The 25,478-nt window shown below is 65.1% G+C and carries 18 protein-coding genes, 1 tRNA gene and 1 pseudogene; 9 read left to right on the top strand and 11 right to left on the bottom strand.

Annotated elements, in window-relative coordinates; genetic code table 11:
* Nucleotides 1-25: 25 nt before the first annotated feature.
* Both HY058_05095 and HY058_05090 read right to left on the bottom strand, forming a co-directional pair.
* On the bottom strand, nucleotides 26-553 hold the full coding sequence (locus tag HY058_05095; GenBank protein MBI3496660.1) for a methylated-DNA--[protein]-cysteine S-methyltransferase: 528 nt from the start codon (nucleotides 551-553) through the stop codon (nucleotides 26-28).
* On the bottom strand, nucleotides 495-2,042 hold the full coding sequence (locus HY058_05090; GenBank protein ID MBI3496659.1) for a helix-turn-helix domain-containing protein: 1,548 nt from the start codon (nucleotides 2,040-2,042) through the stop codon (nucleotides 495-497). The genes HY058_05095 and HY058_05090 overlap by 59 nt, the downstream gene beginning before the upstream one ends.
* 154 nt (nucleotides 2,043-2,196) lie before the next feature.
* On the opposite strand from HY058_05090, the gene mnmA reads away from it, so the two are divergent.
* The gene (gene mnmA / locus HY058_05085; GenBank protein ID MBI3496658.1) at nucleotides 2,197-3,405 is read left to right on the top strand and encodes a tRNA 2-thiouridine(34) synthase MnmA; all 1,209 of its coding nucleotides are present in this window, start codon (nucleotides 2,197-2,199) and stop codon (nucleotides 3,403-3,405) included.
* 90 nt (nucleotides 3,406-3,495) lie between these two features.
* Nucleotides 3,496-3,570: transfer RNA gene (locus HY058_05080), tRNA-Met, on the top strand.
* Nucleotides 3,571-3,851: 281 nt separating this feature from the next.
* Here HY058_05080 and HY058_05075 read toward each other — a convergent pair.
* Together HY058_05075 and HY058_05070 are read right to left on the bottom strand one after the other, a co-directional pair.
* Nucleotides 3,852-5,291: an MASE1 domain-containing protein gene (locus HY058_05075; GenBank protein MBI3496657.1), complete on the bottom strand. Its 1,440-nt coding sequence runs from the start codon at nucleotides 5,289-5,291 to the stop codon at nucleotides 3,852-3,854.
* 897 nt (nucleotides 5,292-6,188) lie between these two features.
* Nucleotides 6,189-6,929, bottom strand: a complete 741-nt coding sequence (locus tag HY058_05070; GenBank protein ID MBI3496656.1) for a cupin domain-containing protein — start codon at nucleotides 6,927-6,929, stop codon at nucleotides 6,189-6,191.
* A gap of 90 nt (nucleotides 6,930-7,019) precedes the next feature.
* Between HY058_05070 and HY058_05065 the strand changes: the two genes are divergently transcribed.
* From HY058_05065 to HY058_05045, 5 genes are all read left to right on the top strand, one after another.
* A complete protein-coding gene (locus HY058_05065; protein ID MBI3496655.1) occupies nucleotides 7,020-7,160 on the top strand; it encodes a helix-turn-helix domain-containing protein in 141 nt (46 codons plus the stop codon).
* Between the two features lie 202 nt (nucleotides 7,161-7,362).
* A complete protein-coding gene (locus HY058_05060; protein ID MBI3496654.1) occupies nucleotides 7,363-7,482 on the top strand; it encodes a MucR family transcriptional regulator in 120 nt (39 codons plus the stop codon).
* Nucleotides 7,483-7,584: 102 nt separating this feature from the next.
* A complete protein-coding gene (locus HY058_05055; GenBank protein ID MBI3496653.1) occupies nucleotides 7,585-7,896 on the top strand; it encodes an SPW repeat protein in 312 nt (103 codons plus the stop codon).
* Between the two features lie 410 nt (nucleotides 7,897-8,306).
* Nucleotides 8,307-9,356 (top strand): homocysteine S-methyltransferase family protein, encoded by a 1,050-nt coding sequence (locus HY058_05050; protein ID MBI3496652.1) that lies wholly within the window; start codon nucleotides 8,307-8,309, stop codon nucleotides 9,354-9,356.
* A 286-nt stretch (nucleotides 9,357-9,642) separates the two neighbouring features.
* Nucleotides 9,643-11,325: a SagB/ThcOx family dehydrogenase gene (locus tag HY058_05045; GenBank protein ID MBI3496651.1), complete on the top strand. Its 1,683-nt coding sequence runs from the start codon at nucleotides 9,643-9,645 to the stop codon at nucleotides 11,323-11,325.
* A gap of 689 nt (nucleotides 11,326-12,014) precedes the next feature.
* On the opposite strand, the pseudogene HY058_05040 reads toward HY058_05045, so the two are convergent.
* Nucleotides 12,015-12,367 (bottom strand): annotated as a pseudogene (locus HY058_05040) (XRE family transcriptional regulator).
* A gap of 90 nt (nucleotides 12,368-12,457) precedes the next feature.
* Nucleotides 12,458-12,811, bottom strand: a complete 354-nt coding sequence (locus tag HY058_05035; protein MBI3496650.1) for a hypothetical protein — start codon at nucleotides 12,809-12,811, stop codon at nucleotides 12,458-12,460.
* 223 nt (nucleotides 12,812-13,034) lie between these two features.
* Here HY058_05035 and HY058_05030 point away from each other — a divergent pair, with 223 nt between their 5' ends.
* Together HY058_05030 and HY058_05025 are read left to right on the top strand one after the other, a co-directional pair.
* Nucleotides 13,035-16,862, top strand: coding sequence for a hydantoinase B/oxoprolinase family protein (locus tag HY058_05030; GenBank protein MBI3496649.1), 3,828 nt, complete (start codon nucleotides 13,035-13,037; stop codon nucleotides 16,860-16,862).
* Between the two features lie 53 nt (nucleotides 16,863-16,915).
* A complete protein-coding gene (locus tag HY058_05025) occupies nucleotides 16,916-18,517 on the top strand; it encodes an OPT/YSL family transporter (GenBank protein MBI3496648.1) in 1,602 nt (533 codons plus the stop codon).
* Nucleotides 18,518-18,520: 3 nt separating this feature from the next.
* Here HY058_05025 and HY058_05020 read toward each other — a convergent pair whose 3' ends face one another.
* From HY058_05020 to ugpC, 5 genes are all read right to left on the bottom strand, one after another.
* Nucleotides 18,521-20,788 carry a glycoside hydrolase family 31 protein gene (locus tag HY058_05020; protein MBI3496647.1) on the bottom strand — a complete coding sequence of 756 codons (2,268 nt, stop codon included), beginning with the start codon at nucleotides 20,786-20,788 and terminating at the stop codon, nucleotides 18,521-18,523.
* A 10-nt stretch (nucleotides 20,789-20,798) separates the two neighbouring features.
* Nucleotides 20,799-21,851: a carbohydrate ABC transporter permease gene (locus tag HY058_05015; protein MBI3496646.1), complete on the bottom strand. Its 1,053-nt coding sequence runs from the start codon at nucleotides 21,849-21,851 to the stop codon at nucleotides 20,799-20,801.
* Nucleotides 21,851-22,873: a sugar ABC transporter permease gene (locus HY058_05010; protein ID MBI3496645.1), complete on the bottom strand. Its 1,023-nt coding sequence runs from the start codon at nucleotides 22,871-22,873 to the stop codon at nucleotides 21,851-21,853. Before HY058_05010 ends, HY058_05015 begins: the two co-directional genes overlap by 1 nt.
* Nucleotides 22,870-24,153 carry a carbohydrate ABC transporter substrate-binding protein gene (locus HY058_05005; protein MBI3496644.1) on the bottom strand — a complete coding sequence of 428 codons (1,284 nt, stop codon included), beginning with the start codon at nucleotides 24,151-24,153 and terminating at the stop codon, nucleotides 22,870-22,872. The genes HY058_05010 and HY058_05005 overlap by 4 nt, the downstream gene beginning before the upstream one ends.
* A gap of 98 nt (nucleotides 24,154-24,251) precedes the next feature.
* On the bottom strand, nucleotides 24,252-25,346 hold the full coding sequence (gene ugpC, locus HY058_05000) for a sn-glycerol-3-phosphate ABC transporter ATP-binding protein UgpC (GenBank protein ID MBI3496643.1): 1,095 nt from the start codon (nucleotides 25,344-25,346) through the stop codon (nucleotides 24,252-24,254).
* Nucleotides 25,347-25,478 lie beyond the last annotated feature (132 nt).

Below are 25,478 nucleotides of genomic sequence, written 5' to 3'. Positions count from 1 at the left end.
AGACGCCACGTCACGTGGCTGCTCGCTAGGCGGCGGCCGCCGGCTTCGGGGCAACGAAGGCGGCACCCTCATGCTGCAGCAGCCAGCGTTTGCGCTCGAGGCCGCCGCCATAGCCGGTGAGCGTGCCGTCGGATCCGATGACCCGGTGGCAAGGGACGACGATGGCGATGGGATTGGCGCCGTTGGCGAGACCCACCGCCCGGCAGGCGCTGGGCTTGCCGATCCTGGCGGCGAGCTCGCCGTAGCTCGTAGTCTCGCCGAAGCGAATCTTGCGCAAGGCCGCCCAGACCTTGCGCTGGAATGGCGTGCCGCCGGTCTCGAGCGGAATCCCGTCGAGCGCGTTCGGCTCGCCCTCGAAATACGCCTCGATGCGCCGGCTTATGTCGCGCGGGCTCGACGATGTCTTGAGCGTGCACGGGCCATAGTGGCGCTTGAGGAAATGCTGCAAGCGCGGCTCGTGGTCGCCGAAATCGAGCGCGCGCAATCCCGCATCGTCAAAGACGAGCAGGATCGTGCCGATCGGCGAAGCCAGTCGATCGATCTTGAGCTCCATCCTTTTTCTCCGTCTTCGCTTCGGCCGCGGCATCGGCCATCCACAGATGCAAGGTCGCGTAGGCGCGCCAGGGCCGCCAGGCCTCGGCGGCCGCCAGCAACTCCGCCGGACTCGGCCGCCCTTCGGGGGTCGCCATGGCGCGCAGCAGGCCGATGTCGCCGGTGGGAAAGGCATCGGGCTCGTGCAGCGCCCGCATGGCGATGTAATGGGCGGTCCATTCGCCGATACCGGGAAGCTGCCGCAGGCGCAGCACGGCCTCTTCGAGGCTCTGCAGGGGATGGAAGAGCCGAGCATCCGATGCTGCCGCACGCGCCAGGCTGGAGAGGGCGACGCCGCGGGCGCGCGGCATCCCCAGCGTCCGCGCGAGATCGATATCGGCGATCCGTTCCGGCCGCGGAAACACCAGGCTCAGATCTTCGTCCGCGCCGGCGCCCTCTTCTTGCTGCAGCCTTTCGCCGTAGAGCGCCACCAGCTTGCCGGCGAGCTTGGTTGCCGCCACCACGGTCACCTGCTGGCCCAGAATGGCGCGCACCGCGAGCTCGAAGCCGTCCCAAGCGCCGGGCACGCGCAAGCCCGGGCGGGCCGCCAGCAAAGGCGCCAGGATTGGATCCTTGGAGAGGTCGGCGGCGATCGCCGCGGGGTCGGCGCCGAGATCGAAGACGCGCCTGAGGCGTCCCACGATCGTCGGCAGCGCGGTCACCTTCGGGAACCGGATGCATGCCATCAATCTGGGCGAGCCATCCGCGGCCGGCCGGACCTCGACCGTGCCATGGGCGCCGTCGATGGCGATGGTGCGGCGATAGGCTCCGTCGGCGACGGACTCGACGCCGGGTATGGCGCGCGCGCCTAGAAACGCCAGCAGCATGGGCCAGTCATAGGGTGGGCTGTAGGGCAGCGAGAGACGCATCGCCGTGCCGCCGCCCGTCTCGCCGTGGCTGCGCCGCAACTCGCGCGGCGCGCGCGCGTAGGTTCGGCGGATCTCGGCATTGAAGCGGCGCACGCTGCCGAAGCCGGCGGCGAGCGCTACTTCGGCGAGCGGCATTGCGGTCTCGGTGATGAGCTTTTTTGCGAACAACAGCCGCCGTGTCTGTGCCACGTCGATCGGCGAGACGCCGAGGTGGCGTTGAAAGAGACGCCGGAGATGCCGCTCGCCGAGGCCGAGCCGTGCGGCCAGGCCGTCGACGCCGTCCTCGTCGAGGGCCCCTTCGGAGATGAGGCGGAGCGCCCGCGACACGCTGTTCGACGTGCCGCGCCAGAAGGCGAGGTCGGGCGAAGCCTCCGGCCGGCAGCGAAGGCAGGGACGATAGCCGGCGCCGAGCGCCTCGGCAGCCGTGGCGAAGAAGGTCAAGTTCGCCCGCTTCGGCACGCGGGCCGGACAGATCGGCCGGCAGAAGATGCCGGTGGTCTTGACCGCGCTGAAGAAGCGGCCGTCGAACCTGGCATCGCGGGTGAGCAGCGCCCGGTAGCAGGCGTCGCGATCGAGTTCCATGGGCGGATTATGAGTGTTCGGCCGGGGCATTTCTCGCCATTTTCGGACATGATCGCCAAGCCCGGCGGCAAAATCGGAAGCGATCGATCCAATCGGCCCCGGGTGCCGCCGGTGGCGTGGTCTCGGGGCCGACGGGCTTGCTATAGTAGCGCCCATGAACGCGATCGGCATCGACAAGCCCATCGGCCTGACCAGGGTGGTGGTCGCCATGTCCGGCGGCGTCGATTCCTCGGTCGCCGCGGCACTCATGGTCGAGGCCGGGTTCGAGGTGGTGGGCGTCACCCTCCAGCTCTACGACCAAGGTGCTGCCATCGGCCGCAAGGGCGCCTGCTGCGCCGGCCAGGACATCGAGGACGCGCGCCTTGTCGCAGACCGCCTCGGCATTCCCCATTACGTGCTCGACTATGAGGCGCGGTTCCGCAAGGAGGTGATCGATGCCTTCGCCGACAGCTACCTCAAGGGCGAGACGCCGATCCCCTGCATCACTTGCAATCAGACCGTGAAGTTCCGCGACCTCGTCCGGGTCGCCCGCGAGCTCGGCGCCGATGCGCTGGCGACCGGCCATTATGTCCGCCGCGCTGTTGGTAGCGAGGGCTCGGAGCTGCATCGTGCCGCCGATGGCAGCCGCGACCAGAGCTATTTTCTGTTCGCGACCACGCCTGAGCAGCTCGACTATCTGCGCTTCCCCTTGGGCGGCCTCGAAAAGCGAGAAACCAGGGCGATCGCCGAGCGTCACCGACTGCCGGTCGCGGCCAAGCCCGACAGCCAAGACATCTGCTTCGTGCCCCGGGGCCGTTACGCCGACCTCGTCGCCAAGCTCAGGCCGGGAGCGAGCGAGGGCGGCGACATCGTTCATGTGGACGGCCGCGTTCTCGGCCGTCACCGCGGCATCATCGGCTACACCATCGGCCAGCGGCGCGGGCTTGGGGTGGGCGGAGATGGCCCGGCGAGCGAGCCGCTCTATGTCGTTGGCCTGGAACCGGAGACGCGGCGGGTCGTGGTCGGCCCCCATCACGCGCTCGCTCGCGATCGAGTGGCGTTGGGCGCGGTCAATTGGCTCGGGCACGGCTCCGGCCCGACCAGTGGAACGAAGGTCGCGGTGAAGCTGCGCTCGGCGATGGCGCCAATCGACGCCGAATTGCAGGTCTCGCCCGATGGCACTGTCGTGGTCAAGCTCGACGAGCCGCATCACGGCATCGCGCCGGGCCAGGGCTGCGTTTTCTACCGGGGCTCGCGGGTGCTCGGCGGCGGCTGGATCCGCCGGGCGGAGTTGGACGCCGGTCGCGGGACTCGGCTGAAGCATGCGACGGAGGGGGTGCTGGTCGCATCCGGCGACCTCGGCGTGGGGCGTCCCCAGCCTTGACACTCTCGGGGCCGCTACCCTATTAGCCTCAGTCCCCGCCGGAGCCGATGCCAGTCAGCGGCTCAGAAGGGCGGGCATGGCGCACCGTAAGGCGGCGTAGCTCAGCGGTAGAGCAGGGGAATCATAATCCCTTGGTCGGCGGTTCAAATCCGTCCGCCGCTACCAGATTTAAGCCGCTGATTTAGTTCAAGAATCAGCGGTAACATGTGGGAACGGGGCAGCAACTTGCGTGCCCCGTTCTTTACTTCAGAATACCGCGGTTTCTGCGGGTTTCTGTTGCTTGATAAACCAAGGGGTGGACATGCGGGCGAACGCGCGTTCGCCTCAAGTTCGTGGTCTGTCCACCTAGTCATCGGCTACCGGCGTGCTTGACGCAAAGACAGTCTCGTTCTTTAGCCATTTCGCCATGTGCGCATCGCATTGCCGCGCGGCTTGTTCGTCGTCTCTCAGCTGCTGATCGGCTTCCGTAGTGCCTCTTCCGCTTGCCTGCGGGCAGTCACGTCGTGGAACACGCCCAGCAGGTGGCTGGGAATACCGGCCTCGTCGATCACCGCCTCACCCGCGGCCCTCAGATGTCGCAGGCTGCCGTCGGGACGGAGGATTTTGGTCTCGAACCAGAACTTACCCGCGGTTCTGGCCGCGTTCCTGAGTTGCGCCTCGACCCGCTTCCGGTCGTCCTTGTGAATGCGCTCCAGGAACGCCTCCAGGGATTGGGAAATCTCATGTGGCAATGCGCCGAAGATGGCGAAGAGATGATCGGAACCGGACACGAGATTGTGGACGATATCCCAGCTCCAGCCGCCGAGATTGGCTAACCGTTGCGCCTCCAAGAACTGGATGCGGTGTTTATGGAGCTCGGTTTCGAGCCGCATCCGACGTTCGTTCGCCAAGTTTAGGGCGGCGTTGATCTCTGCAAGCGCGGCGGCATGCAGCTCGGCTCGCTGTTCTACGATGTCATGCTTCTGCCGCAGCTCCTCTTCCGTCTTTCGGCGCCGCGCCACCTCGGCGCTTAGTACAAGGCTCGGCACAGTGACGCTAACCATGAACATCACTGTCAGGTTGAGGGTCCCGTACAGGCCAGAGCGGGCGAAAGGTCCGCCTCCGACCACCGCACCCCAGATGGCGAACCCTGCCAGCACCAAGGCGACGCTCACGGTGTCCCGCGGTCCGCGGCGCAACGCCGCCCAGAACAACGGCAAGATGCCGAGAAAACCAAGCGCATCGCGGTTCGAGGTCTGCTCCAGGAGCGGGCTGAAGGCGATGAGCCCGACCAGCGCCGTGGCGGCCAATAGCAGCATGAGCTCGATTGCCTGTGCCACTCCCGTGTGCGGCTCGGTATTCTTCACCCAAAGCACGATGACCGGCGTCACCACTAGCGCGCCCGCCATGTCGCCCAGCCACCAGGTGACCCAGATCGAGGCGAACGCATCCCAGGGCGCGAAGCCCGCAAAGCTGATGCTGCTGACCCCGACGGTGGCACTGATCGAGGAAGCGATCCAGACGATGAGCGCGAACCGTGCTATCCTCCCCGGCGTCTGGAAGGTGTCGGTACCGCCCGACCAGGAGAGAACGAGATCGCCGCCGACCAAAGCCTCCAGGGTGTTGCCGGCGGCGATCGCGGCCGAGGCGTAGAGCGAACCCTCGGTGGTGAAGTTGACGAGGAAGGCGCCGATGAGGATCGCGGGCCAGACCCGGTAGCCCCAGAGCAAGACGGCGGCGATGGCAAAGCCAGTGGGCGGCCAGATCGGCGACGGCGAGGCCAGCATAAACGAGGCCTTTGCCATAAGCGCATAAGGCACGCCGACCAGGACCAGCAGGGCACCATAGCGCGCAACCGCGACGAGCCCACCACGAGTGGCGAAGCGACCATGAAGCGACGGAATCATGTCGACCGCTTGCCCGATTTTCCTTACGCGTGACGACACTTGCGACCGCCCGTGCCGAGTTACTCACGGCCACGGCAGCGGCAGAATGGCTCGCGGGCATCGGCCCCATAACCGAGGCCGCGAGTTGATCCCAGCAATACTAGCAATTCACGCTAAATACCATACGAACGCGGAGAGCCGGGCGCGGCTCGTTGTTAACAATGTAAATGTTGTCGACTCGCTCCTTGTGCTGGCGAGCCTGCCTCTGCTCGAACTCGGGCCGAACCTAAGCGTGGCCCGCGCTCCTGCACAGATCATCACCTCTCGCTCCCGTGTGAGGTGCGGATGGCGAAACGTCCCCCTGGTGCGTGCCCTCGATCGCGTAATCGATTGAGGAGTCTCATTGGCGCACCAAAATCATAATCCCTTGGTCGGCGGTTCAAATCCGTCCGCCGCTACGGTGCATCCATAGATCGATAGGCACGCAGGGCGGCGATTGGTGGAGTGCAGTAGATCCCTCCGCTCCCACCGGTCTAAGCGATTGGGTTGTTTTGATAAATGGACTTGGGAAACGAAACGGGGCAGGAGCCAACGCCCCCGTTGTGTGTTTCGGATTACGTCATTTTTTTGCGGTTTCGCACGGTCGGCTAGTTCAATGCCGGACAAGCAAGTGAAAGCCGTTAGCCTGTTATTCAAGCCAAGTTCCACACCCATTAGGGGGGTGCGGGTTGTCGGACCTTCTTAGCGCCATTGAGCAGCTTGGCCAGGAGACTCACATACCCGGCGGCAAGGTCGAAGTGCAACTTCGATCGCGGCGCGATCACCGTAGCGGGCGATGAAGGCGCTTGCCATGTGCAATGTATCTTGCGGGATCACGTCTTTTGGTAGCGAAAATCGGGCCATGACAGCCATGAGTCTTCAGGGTGCACCCGAAACAACCGCTGCAACTCCTTCCTGATTGATGTTGAAGGCCAGGAACGTCAGCGGCATGTCCCCAGGATTTCCCCACTGGTGCACGAGGCCGAACGGCTCGTAAATAAATGAGCCGGGTCCTCTAGCCTCTGTCTTGCCTTCGACCGTGTTAGCGCCAGTTCCGGAGATGATGTAGTAGAGTGCCGCTCCTGAGCGATGATGTGGCGGGTTGGATGCCATGTGTGCTGGAAAGGTGACCCGCGTCAGGTTGAGATCGTAACTGCCGGGCTTAAGGTTGGGTATCGGTGCCGCAGTGCGATAGAGCTCCTTCACGTCGGCGGGTGCTGTCCCGAGAGGGCTATCTACCTCGCCAGTTGACGCAAGTAGGAAGTGGAGGAAAGTCGAGGCCTCCGCGCTTCCCGCCTTCAATAACGCTGCCTTTCCACCGGCGATAAATAGTCCATCCCCAGCGGTCAATGTTTTTGACTCTCCACCGATCGAGATCTCCGTCGATCCAGCAAGCTGGTAGAGAATGCCGGTAGGTGCCGTGACACGGCTCATCGCTCCTGGTGGAATGGTGATACTCACGGCTTTGAATTGGAGCGGGGTGTCGATCACGCTTGGCAACTTGGTTGCCGCGACCACCGTTCGCGTCGTCGGCGATGGTGTGGGCGTCGTTTGTGCGGCAGCAGATCCTGCAAAGGCGGCGGTGCTGAGGAGCAAGAGTGCGGTTGTCCCGAAACGCATCGTGACCTCCCTCGTCGAAGGATAATCAGTGCACTTTAGCGGACAGACGCAGCCCGTGCACGTGGCCGCAAGGGTGGTCGGCCGCCATCCCTGTCTGGCCGTGATCTGACTGCCGCAAAGGCGATGCTGCAAGATGCCGAGATCACCGTTGAGGAAGTCGCGCGCCGGTTGAACGTCGCACCATCGACACTTTATCGACATCTACCCGGGGGTCGAAGCAGCGTGGCTTAGACAAGAATTCGTCCCGAGACCACGCGGAAGAAATTCAAACGGAAGAGTTCGGATCGAATGGCGAAGTTCCTGCATCCGTCTAAACCACGCGAACTGCCGAAGCCGCGATCCCTCGACGTGATATTCCTTGTCGAAAAACACGTGCGCGTAGAACGACGCCGCACAGGCAATGACTTGAACCACGAAGAGATCGAGCGGCAAGATGAAGCTGGTACCGGCCGATTATCCGATGGTCGCCCCTCGGTATTCAGAGGAGCGGTCCAAGACGGCGAACCGGATTGGCCTTGGAACGAAGGCCCAGCGGGAAAGCCTGGGGAGATAGGCCCTAAGCCCGAATACCGGCTAGAACCGCCTGGCGGTTCGAGGAGGCAACATGGCGATCGGCAAGTTCTCGCGACCTGAGCAGTGGGAGGATTGGCTCAACCTGGCCCTGGGCATCTGGCTGTCCGTCTCACCATGGGCACTTCAATTTGCCAACGACCAGACAGTAACAACAAACGCTGTCGTGGTCGGGCTGGTATTGGTCGTATTGCAGAACATCACGCTGACGGCCTTCAGTGTTTGGGAGGAATGGGTCAACGTCGCTTTGGGTGTGTGGTTAGCGGTCTCGCCCTGGGTCCTCGGCATGGTGGCTTTGGTGCCGACAGCGAACGTCGCCATTGTCGGCGTGCTCATCCTGGCGTTAGCCCTCTATGAAATCTGGGACTTACGCAGGCATTCGGAACACCCAGCATAGGTCACGCGACTGGCAAGAGTGTTGAGGTGGTTAGTTACGAGTGGAATCGGGAATGACGCCTGGCCCAATGTGAGAAGAGCTCTCCTGCACAATCGCCGCGCACGGCATAGCCGCGAGTTTGGACAAGAGCTGCTATCCAGTGTCATCGTCGTACTCTGGCGCTTTCTCGTCGGCCGATAGATTCATCGCACCCGACACCACCGATCCAATTCGGTCAATCACCGCCAAAGCCGGATCGATGTCCATTGAAGAGCAGTGCAGGCTATTAAAGGAGATATCGCCTCGAGTTTGCAGAAGACAAATTAGTGCCGCATCCAGAACAGCTTCCAGCGAGCATCGGAAAATGATGGTGCATCGCGAACATTAGTGGCTTCAATAGGGCTACAGCGGTCACGCGGGGGAATACGGCGATGACACAAACCAAGAAGCTTGGATTGATGGAGCGCCTAGCCGCGGGACCGGTCATTTGCGCCGAGGGCTACCTTTTCGAGTTCGAGCGTCGCGGCTATCTGCAGGCCGGGGCCTTCGTCCCGGAAGTCGTACTTGAGCATCCCGAGATGGTCGCCGGGCTGCACCGAGAGTTCGTCCATGCCGGTTCGGACGTGGTCGAAGCATTCACCTATTACGCGCACCGGGAGAAGCTGAGGCTCATCGGTCGCGAGTCGGACCTCCAGACAATGAACCGCCAGGCCCTCAGAATCGCCAAGGAGGTGGCGACGGAGACTGCAGCACTGGTCGCGGGCAATATTTGCAACACTAACATCTATGACCCTGGCGACGCGGCGAGCGCTCGGGCCGCGCAGGAGATGTTCGAGGAGCAGGTGGGCTGGGCCGCAGAGGCCGGCATCGACATGATCGTCGCCGAGACCTTCTCCTACGCGAAGGAGGCGCTCGTCGCGCTCAAGGCGGCAAAGGCGGCGGGAGTGCCGGTCGTGGTCACCTTGGCGATGCACCGTTCGGATCTGACCCGCGAAGATTGGACAGTCTCCGATGCCTGCAAACGCCTCGAAGATGCCGGGGCGAGCGTCGTTGGCCTCAATTGCATTCGCGGCCCTCGCTCGATGATGCCGCTGTTGAAAAAAATACGCTCAGCGATCAAAGGGCCGATGGCAGCGCTGCCGGTCCCTTATCGGACCAACGAGCAAGAACCCACTTTTCAGTCCCTGCGCGACCATGGCTATGAAAAATTCCCGGCAGGCCGCCCCTTCCCGACGGGGCTCGATCCGTTCACCTGCAACCGCTACGAGATCGCCGATTTCGCGCGAGACGCGTTCGCGCTTGGCATAAGCTATCTCGGGGTGTGCTGCGGCGCGGGCCCGCACCATATCCGCAGCATGGCTGAAGCCCTCGGTCGCCAGCCGCCAGCCAGCCGCTTCAGCGCCGACATGTCCAAGCACGCCTTCTTGGGCACAGACAAGACATTGAAGCAAGTAAACCGTGACTTCGCGGCAAAACTCTAGAGAGTCGCGCGCCGCGCCGCCTTACACTGGATTGCAGAGGCAGTGAAGGTCGCCGAACGGGTAATCCGTACCAACAATGGATCACCACGTACAGTGGCCCTCATTTTCAGGCCCTCGCCACGCGAGTTGAATCGTTACTGGACTCGATGGCGAAAGGCACCCCGGCGGTTCAGGATGCCTACGCGTACGCAATGTGGTGCGAGCTGAATTTCTTCGCTGCCATGGCGGAGCACCGAGCATGACGCCGATTGCCTTGACCATCGCCGGGTCGGATCCGTCGGGCGCTATTGCCGCGGGCGGCGACCTTTGCGCCGAAGAAATCGTGGCGGCCTATCACGAGCGAACCAAGCACCACCATCATCGCTACGCCGCGTCGCTTGACTACCTGGATTGGGCGACGCAGCCGGATCCGTTTCGCCGCTACCATGGGGCGCCGCTGCTTCGCCTTCCTCTCCTCCAAAAAGGGCGGGTGCTGCCGTACTGGCAGCTCTATGTCACAGACACCATGGAGCCGGCCCCGCTTTCGATCGAGTCCATCTCACTCTTCTTCCGCTACGCCCTGTCCCTGACCGCCTGGAAGCGGTTTCGCGATACCACGTGGTCTCTGCGCGCCAATCCTTCGAGCGGAAACCTGCACCCGACGGAGGGATATGCACTGCTGCCTGCGCTATGCGCCGTCCACGACCGTCCCGGCGTCTATCACTACGCGCCGCAGGAGCACGGTCTCGAGCGCCGGGCAGATCTTGACCCTTCGGTCTGGACAGCCCTGATGGGCGCGTGTCCGGAGGGTGCCTTCCTCGTGGGACTGTCCTCCATTCACTGGCGGGAGGCATGGAAGTACGGCGAGCGGGCGTTCCGCTATTGCCAACACGATGTTGGTCATGCGCTGGGGACGATGCGCTACGCGGCGGCCGCCCTCGGGTGGAAACTCCACCTCCTCGATCATGTGAGCGACACCGATGTCTCACGACTCCTTGGTCTCGACCGCGCTGCGGACTATGTCGGTGTGGAACGAGAGCATCCCGAACTCCTGGCGCTCGTCGTACCGGGAAATGGAGCCACGTCCCGGGGCCTGCGTCCACCAGAAGAAACCCTACGTGAACTGGCGGCTTCCCGGTGGTATGGCACGGCCAACGCTCTCAGTCCCGAGCACAGCGTCGATTGGCCGGTAATCGACCTGGTCGCTCTGGCCGCCTCGCGGGAAGCAAACTCGATCGACGAAGAGTTCTCGGGGTTTCCTTCGGAGGGCGAGTGTTTCATGGCTCCAGTGCGGTCTGGCGCGGCCACCGCCGAGAGAGTCATCCTGGGGCGCAGGAGTGCCGTGAGCATGGACGCATCCACCGCCATTTCCGCGGCGACGTTCTTCCGGATGCTCGCTCGTCTCGTGCCCATCCGAGACGGGCGATCCGTGCCGTGGGACGCTATTCCCTGGCGCCCGCGCATCCACCTGGGCCTCTTCGTGCACCGCGTGAACGACCTTTCTCCTGGTCTCTACGCGCTTGCTCGCGATCCGGAGAAGGTCGAGCCACTCCGGCAAGCGATGGGGAGCGAGTTCCTGTGGCGGCGCCCTCCGTCGTGCCCGCGTGGGCTCCCGCTGTACCTGCTCAAAGAAGGGGACTGCCGCGCTCTGGCTGCGAGCGTCTCCTGCGGTCAGGACATCGCGGGAGATGGGGCCTTCAGCCTAGGGATGATCGCCGACTTCATGGACAGCTTGGTTACCTACGGCGCTGCGTTCTATCGAAATCTCTTCTGGGAGGCCGGTCTCGTAGGCCAGGTACTGTATCTCGAAGCTGAAGAGGCGTGCATTCGTTCTACCGGGATCGGCTGCTATTTCGATGACCCCGTTCACGAGGTGTTCGGCATCTCTTCGCGCGACTGGCAGAGCTTCTACCACTTCACGGTGGGTGGCCCCGTCGAGGACAAACGGCTCACGACGTTACCAGCGTACAAGTTGGAGGAAGAACGATGAGCCCTCTGACATCTGTCTCGGCAAGTCGGATAGACCAGCTACCGGACAGATACGAAAGGAATGACTGTGAAACGGCGTATGGGGTCTCGACGCTGATCGGCGCGGCAAGTTATTGATCGGCGAAGATTCTCGAGGGTTAGTTTGGTGTGCCGATGCACAAGCTGACAGACTCATCGCGCTAGCCACGACCGATCCGATGCGATCGACCACCGCCAATGCCGGATTAATTTCCACGCGAGCGTAGCGGTTCGTCGTGCTTGCTTGAGTAGGTCCGAAAGGCCGAGGTTTTAGTGTCAGCTCATTCCCAATGTCTGGCACTTAGCGGCGCTCGATGAGATGTGGAGGGCGCGTCTGCGGATCAAGATCGTCCGGACGGGCGCACCGTCCGACGGACGAGGCCGGCCTCGGCTGGCATGGCGGCGATCGGACTAAGGTGATGATTCCGGCCGCTGATCGGTGCCCCGCCTAGAGATCGATGACCACGCTCGGCAGCGATTGTTCGTATTGCTCAAATCGCCCCGCCGCTACGGTGCATCCATAGATCGATAGGCACGCAGGGCGGCGATTAGGGTATTGCACCAATCTCTCCGCCGCACCCGGTCTCAAGGGTGGCAATTCGTCAATACGATCAGGAGCTTCAATATCCGACGGAGAGCGACGGATCGAAGCTCCGTCCGCGCCGCACGGCCTCAAGCGGATTCCACGACCCGGATCTGCCCTCGCTCGCGGCCGCGGGGTTTCGTCTTGACGACGATTTCCACGTCCTGGCCAAGGGCGGTCAGCAGCCGCATCAATCTGTCGCTGGAAAATCCACCGAGGCGGCCATTGATGAGGGCGGAACCTTGGGCTGGTCCAACCCCATGAGTTCCGCGGCGCGAACCTGGGTTAGTCGACGACGGAGGATCGCTTGTCGAATGTGGCTGGCGCGCTGCGCCTTCGCCAGTTCTTCCTCGGGCTCGACGACGCCCATGTCGGCGAAGACATTGCCGCTGCTCCGGGTCACCGAGATTGTTTCGGCCGGTTTTGCTGCTCGTCTTGCCATTGCCGGTAGTCCTCTCTCGCCCGATTGAGGCGTCGCCATTTCTGGCTTCGACGTGTTCCAGACGTTCAGCCGGCGCATTACGAGCGTGGGCTAAGGGCGCTGATTTTCACGCTCGCCCGAGGGGTTGATGCGGGCACCGGCTTTCACTTGTCGTATGGCGGCAAGCTCACCACGGAGGACAGCCAAAGCATCCTTCTCCGCCTTGCTAAGGTTGGCGAGCTTGATATGGGCCAGCAGCACTTCGAGCGCGTCTCCCATGTGACCGAGTTGCCGTCCATAGCTCCCCACCTCGTCGAGGACGGCTTGCTCCACCTCGGGATGTGGCGTTTGTCCCAGGTTGATATTGACGAAGCCGAACTGCGCACCCTGCTGATAGAAGGTCCAGGGGTTGATCGCCTGCCAAAGCTCTTGGGGTGCTAGCGACAATTGGAATTTCTTCGACATGCGTGGCCTCTTCAAGGAGCTGCGACGTAAGGTAGCGTAGCTCAGTGGTGGAGCGGAGGAAGCATAGTTCCTTGGTTGGGCGCTCAAACCCCTCTGCCGCAACCGGCCCAAGTGACTGATTAACTTCGGTGAATAGCTTCCCCTGCCGATCTCCTCGGGGCGATGGCGATTGCCGCGGCGGATGCTAAGCTGGCCCTAATCGACCGGTCTTAAGGACAGCTTCATGGCAGCGCGCTGGCGCATCGGTTTCGACATCGGCGGCACCTTCACCGATTTCATCCTGCTCGACCGCGAGCGGAACGACATCCGGCTCTACAAATGCCTGACCACGCCGGAAGATCCCTCCATCGGCGCGCTCGATGGTCTGGGTCAGCTCCTTTCGGCCGCGGACGTGGCCTTGGCCGATGTGGGCGACATCGTGCATGGCACCACGCTCGTCACCAACGCGCTCATCGAGCGCCAAGGCGCCAAGCTCGGGCTCATCACCACCCAAGGCTTCCGCGACATCCTGGAGATGGGGACCGAGCAGCGCTACGACATCTACGATCTCTTCCTGCAATATCCCGAGCCCTTGGTCAGGCGCCGGCATCGCCTGGAGGTGCCCGAGCGCATGGACCGCGACGGCAATGTCGTGGTGGCGCTCGACCCGGACAAGGTGGTCGCCGCCGCCCGCCAGCTCGTCGCCTCCGGCGTCGAGGCGATCGCCGTCTGCTTCCTCCATTCCTATCGCAACCCGGCGCATGAGCGCGAAGCCGGTGCCGCGATCCGCCAGCACTTTCCCCAGGTTGCGGTCTCGCTCTCCTCCGACGTGGTGGCCGAGCTCTGGGAGTACCAGCGCATAACCACCACCTGCGCCAACGCCTTCGTGCAGCCGCTGATGGACCGTTATGTCCGGCGCATGGAGCGCGAGCTGTGGCAGCGGGGCTTCCGCGGCGCGCTCTATCTCATGCACTCCGCCGGCGGCCTGGTCTCGCCGGAGACGGCACGGGCCTTTCCGATCCGGCTGTTGGAGTCCGGTCCCGCCGGCGGCGCGCTGGCCACGGCGTTCTTCGGCCGGGTCGCCGGCAAGGCGGACGTGATCAGCTTCGACATGGGCGGCACCACCGCCAAGGCGTGCCTGATCGAAAACGGCCATGCCGCCACCGCGGCCGAGATGGAAGCGGCCCGCGTCCATCGCTTCAAGAAGGGCTCCGGCCTGCCGATCAAGGCGCCGGTCATCGACATGATCGAGATCGGTGCCGGCGGCGGCTCGGTCGCCGCCCTCGACGAGCTCGGGCTCCTGCGCGTCGGTCCGCACTCCGCCGGTGCGGATCCCGGGCCCGCCTGCTATGGCCGCGGCGGCAGCGAGCCCACGGTGACCGACGCCAATCTCCTGCTGGGATATTACGATCCCGGATTTTTCCTGGGCGGGCGCATGGCCCTCGACCGCCAAGCCGCGGAACGGGCGCTCGCCGGCATCGGCGCCAAGCTCGGCCTGTCGGCCGTGGAGACCGCCTGGGGCATCCATCGCCTGGTGACCGAGAGCATGGCGGCCGCCGCGCGCATCCACATCGTGGAGAAGGGCAAGGATCCCAGGCGCTATGCCATGGTCGGATTCGGCGGCGCCGGCCCCGCGCACGCGGCGGGCGTGGCGCGCATTCTGGGGGTGCGCGAGGTCTTGATCCCGCCGGCTTCCGGTGCCGCCTCGGCCTTGGGCTTCCTCGCCGCTCCCTTGTCCTTCGAGCAGGTGCGGAGCCATCCTCTCCGCCTCGATGATCCCGGCGCCGCCCTCCGCATGGATGCGGTCTTGGGCGAGCTCGAGCGCGAGACCGAAGCAAGGCTGACCGCCGCCGGCGTTGCCGCTGGCGACATCGTGACCGAGCGCTCGGCCGATATGCGCCTCATGGGGCAGATCCATGAGATCAACGTCGATCTCCCTTCCGGCCGGATCGGTGCGGCGGCGCTGCCGGCGATCCGTGCCGCCTTCGCCACCGCCTACGCCCACCGCTACACCTCGGTCTATGAGGGGGTCGCGGTGCAGGTGGTCTCGCTCCGGGTCCGCTGCCGCGGCCCGCTGCCGGCCTTGAGCTTGGCCGAGGCCGATGCCCGGTCCTCGGGGCAGGCCTTGAAGGGCAAGCGGCGCGCCTATTTCGGCCCAGCCCAGGGCGAGGGGGGCTTCGTCCTGACTCCGGTCTACGATCGCTATGCGCTGCCGGCGGGTACCGCGATCCTCGGCCCCGCCATCATCGAGGAACGCGAGGCCACCACCATCCTCGCCCCCGGCGATCGGCTGATGGTCGATGCCGCGGGAACCCTCCGCATCGAGATCGCGGTCGCACCGGCCGCGGCCGCCCGCATCACGCCCATGACGCCGCTTGACGAGGCGCGCGGCCTGATCGAGTCCGATTCCGTCTCCCTCGAGATCATGTGGGCGCGCCTGGTCACCGTGGTCGAGGAGATGTGGCACACCATCGTGCGAACGGCCTTCTCCCTCATCATTTCCGAGGCGCAGGATTTCGCCACCGACCTCTTGGATCCCGACGGCGAGAGCCTGGCCCATTCGCCTAGGGCCATGCCGGTCTTCAACCTGACCCTGCCGATCGCGGTGAAGGCGCTCATCAAGAAGTTCCCGCCCGACACGCTCAAGCCCGGCGACGTGCTCATCACCAACGATCCCTGGCTCTGCGCCGGGCATCTTTTCGACATCGCGGTGGTGACGCCGGTCTTCCGCGCCGGCCGCCTGGTGGCGCTGACCGCGACCGTGGGCCATGTCGGCGACATCGGCGGCACCAAGGATTCGCTCCGCGCCCGCGAGATCTACGACGAGGGCTTCCAGATCCCGCCGATGAAGCTCTGCCGCGAAGGCGTGCCGAACGAGGATCTGCTGACGCTCTTGGCCGAGAATGTGCGCAAGCCCGAGGAGGTGCTGGGCGACATCCACTCCTTCGTCGCCGCCAACCAGCTCGGCGCCGACCGGCTCGTCGCCTTCATGGACGACTATGGCATGCACGATCTGAGAGCGCTCGCTTCCGTCGTGCACGACCGCGCCGAGCGCGCGGTGCGCGATGCGATCAGGCGCCTGCCGGACGGCGAATACCGCTCGGAGGTCTGGAACAATCCGCTCGGCACCAAGCTCCGCTATCCGGTCAAGGTGACGGTGAAGGGCGACGCGATCGAGGTGGATTTCGCCGGCGCCCCGGCCGAGCTGGCGCAGGGCGGTCTCAACTGCACCTTTACCTATACGGCGGCGCACTCGACCTACCCCTTGAAATGCATTCTCACGCCGCAGATCCGCAGCAATGCCGGCTGCTATCGGCCGTTCACCGTCAAGGCGCCGGCGGGATCGGTCCTGAACGCCTCGAAGCCGGTCGCGGTCAATCTCAGGACGCGCACCGGCTGGTATATCGCGCCCAACATCTTCAGAGCACTCGCCCAAGCCGCACCGGGCCAGGTGCAGGCCGCCACCGGGCTGCCGCATGCCATCAGCATCTACGGCCGCGACGAGGCAGGCCGGATCTATTCCGACCATTATTTCATGGGCGGCGGGCAGGGCGGCTCCCAGCAGAGCGACGGCAAGTCGGCGCTGCTTTATCCGACCTCGGCGGCCAATACCTCGATCGAGCTCATGGAGACGCGGGCTCCGGTCTTGGTCTTGGAGAAGACTTTGGTGGCCGATTCCGGCGGTCCCGGCCGGTTGCGGGGCGGGCTCGGCGTTCGCACGCGTCTTAGGAAGCTCTTCGATGATGGCCTGCCGACCCTGTTCTCGATCTATCCCGAAGGCGTTGGGGTGGCAACCGAAGGTCTGTTCGAGGGCAAGCCGGGCGGCAGCGTGCACGGGCTCGTGCTCGACCGCGACGGCACGCTGGTGCATGACTGCGGCACCGGCGAGCTGGTGACGCTCACCACGGCCGATCGTATCGTCGAGGTGCAGCTGGCCGGCGGCTCGGGCTATGGCCCGCCGGCCGAGCGCGACCGCGCCCGGCTCGAGGACGACGTGGCCGACGGCTACGTCTCGCCGGCCTCCGCGCTCAAGGACTATGGCGGGCAGGCTTCCGCGAGCGCGGCGGAATGAGCTAACCTCGAAGGACCCGGTCGCCGACCGCGGCAATATCCATGGGGGGCCCCATGCAACAGTCGACCGGCGCAGAGCATCCGCGCTTCTTCAGCTTCGAAAGCCTGGCGCTGATCGCGCCCTTGTGCGTCGTGGGCGCCATCATCGGCACCGAGCTCATCACCACGCTCGGCATCACCACCAACACCTCGCTGATCGGCGCGCTCGCCGGCATGGCGCTGGCACGGGTGCCGCTGGCGCTGCTCAGGCGCTACAAGTCGATCCATGTGCAGAACCTGGCGCAGAGCGCCATCTCGGCGGCCACCTTCGGCGCCGGCAACGCGCTCCTGCTGCCGGTCGGCATCCCCTTCGTGCTGGGCCGGATGGATCTGGTGGGTCCCATGCTGCTCGGCGTGTTTCTGGCGATGCTGCTCGACGGCTACATGCTCTACCGCATGTTCGACAGCGAGGTCTTCCCGGCCGAGGGCGCCTGGCCGCCCGGTGTGGCGGCCGCCGAAGCGATCCGCGCCGGCGATGAGGGCGGGCGCAAGGGCCTGGTGCTCCTGGGCGGCATCGGCGTGGGAATTCTAGGATCGATCTTCGCCATCCCGATGTCCGCCTTCGGTGTCGCCTTCATCGGCAACATCTGGGCGCTCACCATGTTCGGCATCGGCCTCTTGACCCGCGGCTATTCTTCCACGCTGCTCCCTTGGCTGGCGCCGGGGGGCGATCTCATGAAGGCCTACATTCCCCACGGCGTCATGGTCGGCGCCGGGCTGGTGGCCCTCATCCAGGTGGTGATGCTGATGCTGCAGCGGGACTCCGCCAAGCCCGCCTCCAGCCGCACCGGCACCAGCGCCGAGGAGGTGCGCCGCACCATCGCATTCGGCAGCGGCGCCTACGTCCTCATCGCGGTCATCATCGCGCTTTTGGGCGGCATGATCTCGGAGATGTCCTTCGGCATGCTGGTGCTGTTCATCGTCTACGCGGCCTTTGCCGCCTTGACCCATGAGCTCATCGTCGGCTTGGCGGCGATGCATGCGGGCTGGTTCCCGGCTTTCGCCGTGGCGCTCATTACCTTGGTGATCGGCATGCTGATCGGTTTCCCGGCACCCGCACTCTGCCTCCTCGTCGGCTTCTCGGCCGCGACCGGCCCCGCCTTCGCCGACATGGGCTATGACCTCAAGGCCGGCCACATGCTGCGCGGCTATGGCACCGATCCCGCCTTCGAGCGGGAAGGGCGACGCCAGCAGCTCTATGCCGCCATGTTCGCCTTCGTCATCGCCGGCATCGTGGTGTTCATTTCCTACCAGGGATATTTCGCCGCCAACAAGGTGGCCCCGGTCGACCGGGTCTATGTGGCGACCATCAAGGCCGGCGCTTCCTGGGAGGTGGCGCAGCAGCTGGCGATCTGGGCGATCCCGGGGGCGATCGTGCAGTTCCTGGGCGGACCCAAGCGGCAGCTGGGCGTGCTGTTCGCCACCGGCCTCCTCTTGCTCAACCCGACCGCCGGCTGGGCGGTGCTGGTGGGTGTCGCCTTGCGCACCATTTGGACGCGGGCGACGAGCGGGGCGCGCCAATCCGACATGGAGGTCTTCGCCGCCGGCGCGATTGCGGGCGATGCGCTCTACAGCTTCTACGACACGATGACGAGGGCCTTCCTGGCGAGGAAGTAGCGGCTATCCGGCGAAGGTCGCCACACCGTTCGAAACGACCGCATTCGCTTCGGCCCAAGAGCGGACCGTCGCCCCGGCGGCGAGTCCGGCAATGCGGACGCTGCGGCCATCCTCTTCCAGAGCCAGGCCGCCGGCGCCGCGGCGTGGCTGCGGGCGGCCGAACGCCCATAGCTCGGTGATCGGGCTCGGCTGCGGCAGCTCGCCCGTGTGCTGGACGACGGGGCCCAGCGGCAACAGGTGGCCCTCGCGCCCGAAGACCGGGATGTGATCGAGCGGTACCTCCAAGGCGACCGCCCGGCCGCCTTGGATGCTCTCGCCGCTCCACAGCGCATGCCAGGTTCCGGCGGGCAAATAGGCGCTCACCCGCCCGCCCGGCTCGACGACCGGCACCACCAGCAGGCTCGGGCCGCAGAGGAACTGCAGCTCGAAGCGCCAGGAAGCGGGATCGTCCGGGAAGGCAAGCGGCATCGCCCGCATGACCGGCAAGCCGGTGTCGGCTGCCTCGATGAGGCAGGCCTCGAGATAGGGGATCAGCCGATAGCGGAACTCGAACCAGCGCCGGGCGATCGCGGCCGCTGCCTCGCCGAAGGCCCAAGGCTCGCGGGCACCCACGCCGTGAAAGCGGAAATGCGAGGCGAAGACCCCGACCTCGACCCAGCGCAGATACAGCTCGGCGTCGGGCTGTGGGCCGTAGAAGCCGCCGATGTCGGTCGCATAGCAAGGAACCCCGCTCATGCCCCAGCCAAGCGCGCCGCGCAGGCTCGCCGCCATTCCCTCCCAATCGGACTGCGGGTCGCCCCCCCATTGCACGGGATAGCGTTGGCTGCCAGTCCAGCCGGAGCGTCCCCAGACGACCGGCGCGCCGCTGCCGTACCGTTCGGTCGCCTCGAAGACGCAGCGGTTGTAGATGAGCGGGTAGACGTTGTGCAGACGGGGCCCGCGGTCGCCATTGGCGGCCACCACGCCGTCGGGGATCTGCTCGCCGAAATCGGACTTCATGACGTCGACGCCGGCCTCGAACAACGGACGATGCGCGTCGCGCCAGAAGGCATAGGCTTCCGGATTGGTGAAATCGATGAGGCCGCTCGGCGGCAGCGGCGTCAACACCGAGCCGAACGGCCCCGGGTCCCATTCGTAGCGATAGGGCGCCCCGGTCTCGTCCTTGAGGAAGTAGCCCTTCTCCGCCAGCTCCGCGAAGCGCGGATTATGCACCGAGACGCAAGGGTATTCCCAGCAGCAGACCCGGAACCCGAGCGCTTTGATGCCGGCAATGACGGCCTTGGGATCGGGGTAGCGCGCGGCATCCCACTCGAAGAGAAAGCGAGTGTTGGTTTCCTGCCAGGCGCGGCCATCGAGGGTGAGAACCTCGCAAGGAAAGCGCCGTTGGCGCAGCGTGCGTGCCGCTTCGAGCGCTTCATCGGCGGTGCGGTAGTAGGCGCGGGACGCCCAGATGCCGAGGCTCCAGCGTGGCGGCACCACCGGCCGGCCGGTCAATTGCGTGAAGCGATCCAGAATCTCCGCCGGGCTGGAGCCGCTGATCAGGAACAGGTCGAGGAGCGGCTCCTCGACGAGGAGCGCGTAGCTCCGGTGCGACCACGGCCCATGCCCGATCCCATGCGTGACCTTGGCCGGGGTGTTGACGAAGACTCCCCAGCCGCTGGGCGACCAGGCGAAGGGGATGTTCTTGTAAGAGTGTTCGGTGTTGACGCCGAGCGCATCCTCGTTGCGCGAGACCAGGAGCTGGCCGCGGCGGTCGAGCGGCCCGAACTTCTCGCCAAGCCCATAGATCGGCTCGCCGGTGCGGAGCGCCAGGCTCAAGAGCCAGCCAGCATCGGACCTTGCCAATGCCGGCAGACGCGTCTGCCCGCGAAAATGCCGGTCGGTGATGCTCTCGACCAGGAACGCATCGCCGCGGGCGAGCGTGAACCGCAAGGGATCGGCTTCGAGGGTGAGCCGAAGATCGCCGGCCGTCATGCGCCAGGATCCGGCTTCCGTCTCCAGGCGGATCGATCCGGGGGAGGGTTGGGGAGGGGGGCGTCCCCACCCCCGCCCAAAGTCCACCCCCGAAGACTCCTCCCGAGCGAGGAGCCCGTAATCGGCTCCGCCCGCGGCACCGATGCGGAGCCTGAGCACTCCCGGAGCGTGCGCCGCCACGTCGAGCGGGCCGAGATTGGTGCCGAAACCCAGGCTCGTCCCGGAAGTCTCGATCGGCGCCTGGACGCGGGCGGCCGTCCACCGGCTCGGATCGAAGCTCCTGGCCGTGTTCGTCACGGCCTTGCGCCTATTTCATCCCGGTGGCGGCGATCCCGGTCGTGATGTAACGCTGCAGGAACGCGAACACCGCGGTGATCGGCAACAACGTCACGACGGTCATGGCGAGCAGATAGTGCCATTGCGTGTTCAGCTCTCCCTGGAAGGCATTGAGCCCCACCTGCAGCGTGAAGACCTCGCTGCGGCTGAGCACGACCAGCGGCCAAAGGAAGTCGTTCCAGCGCCAAACGACGGAGAAGATCGCCAGCACCGCCAGTGCTGGAGCGCTCAAGGGCAGCATGATGCGCCAATAGATGCGCCATTCGCTGGCCGCATCCATCCTTGCCGCCTCGATGAGCTCGTCGGGAATCGTCAGCATGTACTGGCGCAGCAGGAAGACGCCGGTCGGCGTTGCCGCTCCCGGCAATATCACGCCCCACAGATTGTTGATGAGGCCGAGCTTGGCGACCACCAGGTAGACCGGGACCAGGACCACGGTGATCGGGATCATCAGCGTCCCGATCATGACGACGAAGAATGTCTTCGCCCCGCGGAACCGGTATTTCGACAAGGCGAACGCCGCCATCGAGTTGACGAGGAGCGTGAGCAAGGTGGCAACCACGGTCACCACGACGCTGTTCTTGAAGTATGTGAGGAAATTGAACCGCTCGAGCGGCGTCAGATAGTTGTCGATCTCGAAATGCAGCCGGCTGATCTCCCGGCGCTGGTCGATGTCGACCCTGACGATGTCCTTCGGGTTCTCCGGATCGACCATCTCTGCCCGCAATCCGATCCGGCGCAGCTGCGCCATGGTCTTCTCCGATCCATCCGGCAGCGTCACGCGAAACAGCGGCAGCTTCTGGTCGAACCCGGCCAGGGTCACGGTCTCTTGCGCGTGCGGCAGCAGGCTCGGGGGAAAGCGGACGAGGTCCGCCTGGGATTTGAACGAGGAGAGGACGAGCCAGGCGACCGGCCCGAACATCAAGAACACGCCCAGCGCCAGGTAGAGATAGGAAAAGGCGTCGACCCAGCCGACCCGACGCCCATCGCGGGTGCGAGCAAGGAAGGCGAGAAGCGGCCGCATCAGGCGGGGGTCCCTTGGCCGAGGCGAAGCTGGAGGAGCGTCAGCACCAGGAGCGTCAGCCCGAGGATCATGGATGCCGCAGCAGCCAGGCCCAGGATATGCAGCTGGTTCGAGAAGCCGGTCTCATAGATGAACTGCACCATGAACAGCGTTGCCGAGCCGGGGCCGCCGCCGGTGAGCACGTAGACCTCGTCGAAGACCTGCACGGCGCGGATCAAGCCCAGCACGAGCACGACCAGCATGGTGGGCATCAGCAAGGGCAGCGTGATGCGCCAGAACACGCGCCACCCAGGCGTGCCGTCCATTTGGGCGGCCTCGTACAGTTCCGCCGGGATCGACTGCAGACCGGCGAGCAGGATCAAGGTGTAGAAGCCCATATGCGCCCAAATGCTGACGAAGATCGCCCAGAAGCGTGCCCATCCAGGCTCGAGCAGCCATTGCACCGGCGTGGTGCCGACGGCTTCGAGGCCGGCATTGAGCGCGCCCGAGCGCTGCAGCACCCACTTCCAAATGAGCGCCACGACCACCGGCGACAGCAAGACCGGGTAGAAGTAGACGGCCCGGAAGAAGCCGCGCCCGATGATCCGGCGATTCAGCACGAGTGCCGTCGCCAGCGACAAGAGCACCATCAGCGAGACCTGCAGGGCAACGAAGAAGCCGGTGTTGTAGAGGCCTCGCCAAAATCGATCGCGCTCGCAGCTGGCAGGATCGAGATAGTCGGCGCATCGGAGCAGGCTCGCGAAATTCTCGCCGCCGACGAAAGGGCGGCTCGCCAGCTCGATGCTGGTGCCGCCGGTGAACCCGTACCAGATGTTGAGCAGCATAGGCGTGATGACAAAGATGCCGAAGATCGCGAGATTGGGCGCGATGAAGAAATAAGGCATGCGCGCGGCGCCGATCGCCCGCTGCAGACGGTTGATCGGCGGCTCGACCGCCCGCATGAGCCCGCCATAGACCGCGCTCAGAGCGGCCGCTGCGGCACCTTCTCTGGGGCGGTTTAGGTCCACCCCGCCCGGATTCATTTTGCCTTTTCTTTCAGGCCCTCGGCCACGTCGGCCTCGATCCGCTGGAGGGCCTGATCCAAGGTCAGCTCGCCGGTGATGGCTTGGGTGAGGCGGGTCACGGTGGCATTGAACATCAGCCGGTTGTTCGCATAGCCCTGATACTGGAAGGCCACCTTGTCGATCTTGGCCACCTGCTGGGCGTAGGCGTTGAGCGCGTCACGCGCGGGGCGCGAATCCGTGCGGAACTCGAGCGGTTTCTTCGCCAGTCCGAGATGCGCCGGGATGAACAGCGAGCGCTCGGAAAATTCCTTCAGCACCGCCTCGCTCGCGAAATAGTCCATCACGCGGGCGACCTCCTTGGGGTGCTTGGTCCCAGCGAACGCCACCAGGGCGGCACCCCCCGGCATGCCCGTGCACGCCGCCGGTCCGCAGGGCTCCGGCACCACGGTCCAGTCGAAGGTGTCGCCGATCTGCTTGGCGAATTGGCCGATCTGCCAATTGCCGCTGTAATAGTAGGCGAGCTGGCTGTTGGCGAATTCCTCGTTCGCTCCCTTGTAGGCGGTCCCCGAGGCACCAGCCCAAATCTCCTTCGGCATGATCCCTTGCTTGTGCCAGTCGACCAGCATCTCGGCCGCCTTGCGAAAGCCGGCATCGGCGATCGCCGGATTGCCCTGGGCATCGAAATACTTCGCCCCCTGGTCGATGGCGAGCGGGGCGAACCGGTGGCCCGAACGATCCATGGCGAGCGCCATCGGGATCTTGGCCGCCTTCGCGACCGCGCTGGCCGCCTTGGCCCAATCCTCCCAGCTTGCGGTGGCGCCGGGGACGGGGATCTTGGCTTGGTCGAACAAGGTCTTGTTGATGAAGCCGCCGGTGACGGTAAGCTGCGTCATCACGCCGCTGATGCCCGCTGCGTCTCCCGGACGCCGCATCCAGGCTAGAAACGGCTCGAAATTCGCATGCCAATAAGCCGGATCCGGCAGATGTGGCGTGAGGTCGAGATAGAATTTGGAGAGTCCTCCGAGATCGACGACGCGCGCCATGTCCGGGCCTTGCCCCGACTGCACCATGACCGGCAGGTTTTCGTTGATGGCGCGGAAGGCGACGACGTCCATGATCACCTTCACGTCGGCGTTCTTCTGCTCGAAGCGATTGAGCAGGTCCCGCATCACATCGCCTTCGCCGCCGTCGGAGTACCAGGTCAGGCGCAGCTCGACCTGGGCGTATGCCGACGCCGGCACCATGAGCGCGATGAGGCCGATGGCAGCCAGGATCGGGTTTCGCCACGTCGTTCTCATTGTCGTCCTCCCGTTTGAAGAATTCGATGCCGTAGCTTTCCCTTGGCGCCAACCTACGCCGATAGCGGCCGCCGCGCGAGGTCGTGCCGTGGGTTCGTTCACGGGCACCGCATCAGAGCGCGTTCGTCGCTCCTTCGAAACAAATGACAGAGCCCCGGCGGAAACGCGATGGCGAGCCGCTCGCCGCGACGCAGCTCGGTCTGCCCTTGGCGATGCAGCGTCAGCTTTTGTCCGGCCGGCAGCGTCACGTGGACATGGCTCTGGCCGCCGAGCTGCTCGGAGAGATCGACCACCGGCGTACAGGCGCCGTCGCCGTCCTGTATCTCGGCGACATGCTCCGGCCTGATGCCGAGAACGAGCGGCTCGCCTGGCGCAAGCCCTGCCGCCATGAAGGGCAGGAACATCGGCGCCAAGCCGGGCACGGCGACGGTCACCCCGGCTTCCGATAGCGCGGTCGCGTGCCCCTCCAAGAGGTTCATGCGCGGCGAGCCGATGAAGCCGGCGACGAATTTGTTGGCGGGGCGATTGTAGAGCTCGAGCGGCGCGCCAACCTGCTCGACGCGCCCCGCGCGCAGCACGACGATCTTGCTGGCGAGCGTCATCGCCTCCACCTGATCGTGGGTCACATAGATCATCGTTGCATTCAGGCGCGCATGCAGACCGGCGATCTCGACGCGCATCTGCACCCTGAGCTCGGCGTCGAGATTGGAGAGCGGCTCGTCGAAGAGAAAGATGCGCGGCTCGCGTACGATGGCGCGGCCGATGGCGACGCGCTGGCGCTGGCCGCCGGAAAGCTGTCTGGGCGTGCGGCCCAGCAGCGAATCGATCTGCAGCAGGTGCGCCGCCTCGGCGATGCGCCGCTCCCGCTCCGTCTTCGGCACCTTCAGATTCTCCAGGCCGAAGGAGAGGTTCTGCTTCACCGACATGTGCGGATAGAGCGCATAGGACTGGAACACCATCGCCAAGCCGCGATCGGCCGCGGAGGTGGCATTGACGCGGGTGCCGTCGAGCAGGACGTCGCCCGATGTGGCATCGGTAAGCCCGGCGATGATGCGCAGCAACGTCGACTTGCCGCAGCCGGATGGCCCGACGAATACCACGAGCTCGCCGTTGGCGACCTCGAGATCGACGCCGTGGATCACCTCATGCGGTCCAAACGCCTTGGAAACCTGCCGCAAGACCAGACTCGCCATGAGCGCTCCCCGCCGTCGGACCGGCTCTTGGGCACTCTCGACGCCATACCCCATGACGGTCGCGCGAGCCCTGGGCGGACAACGGCTGAGGAAGAACTAGCCTCGGCTTCTTGCAGCGTCAACCATGCGGCC

This window comes from Pseudomonadota bacterium, assembly GCA_016195085.1.
Classification (GTDB): Bacteria; Pseudomonadota; Alphaproteobacteria; order SHVZ01; family SHVZ01; genus JACQAG01.
The sequence above is the reverse complement of the archived record's forward strand: the minus strand, read 5'-3'. Positions and strand labels throughout refer to the sequence as shown.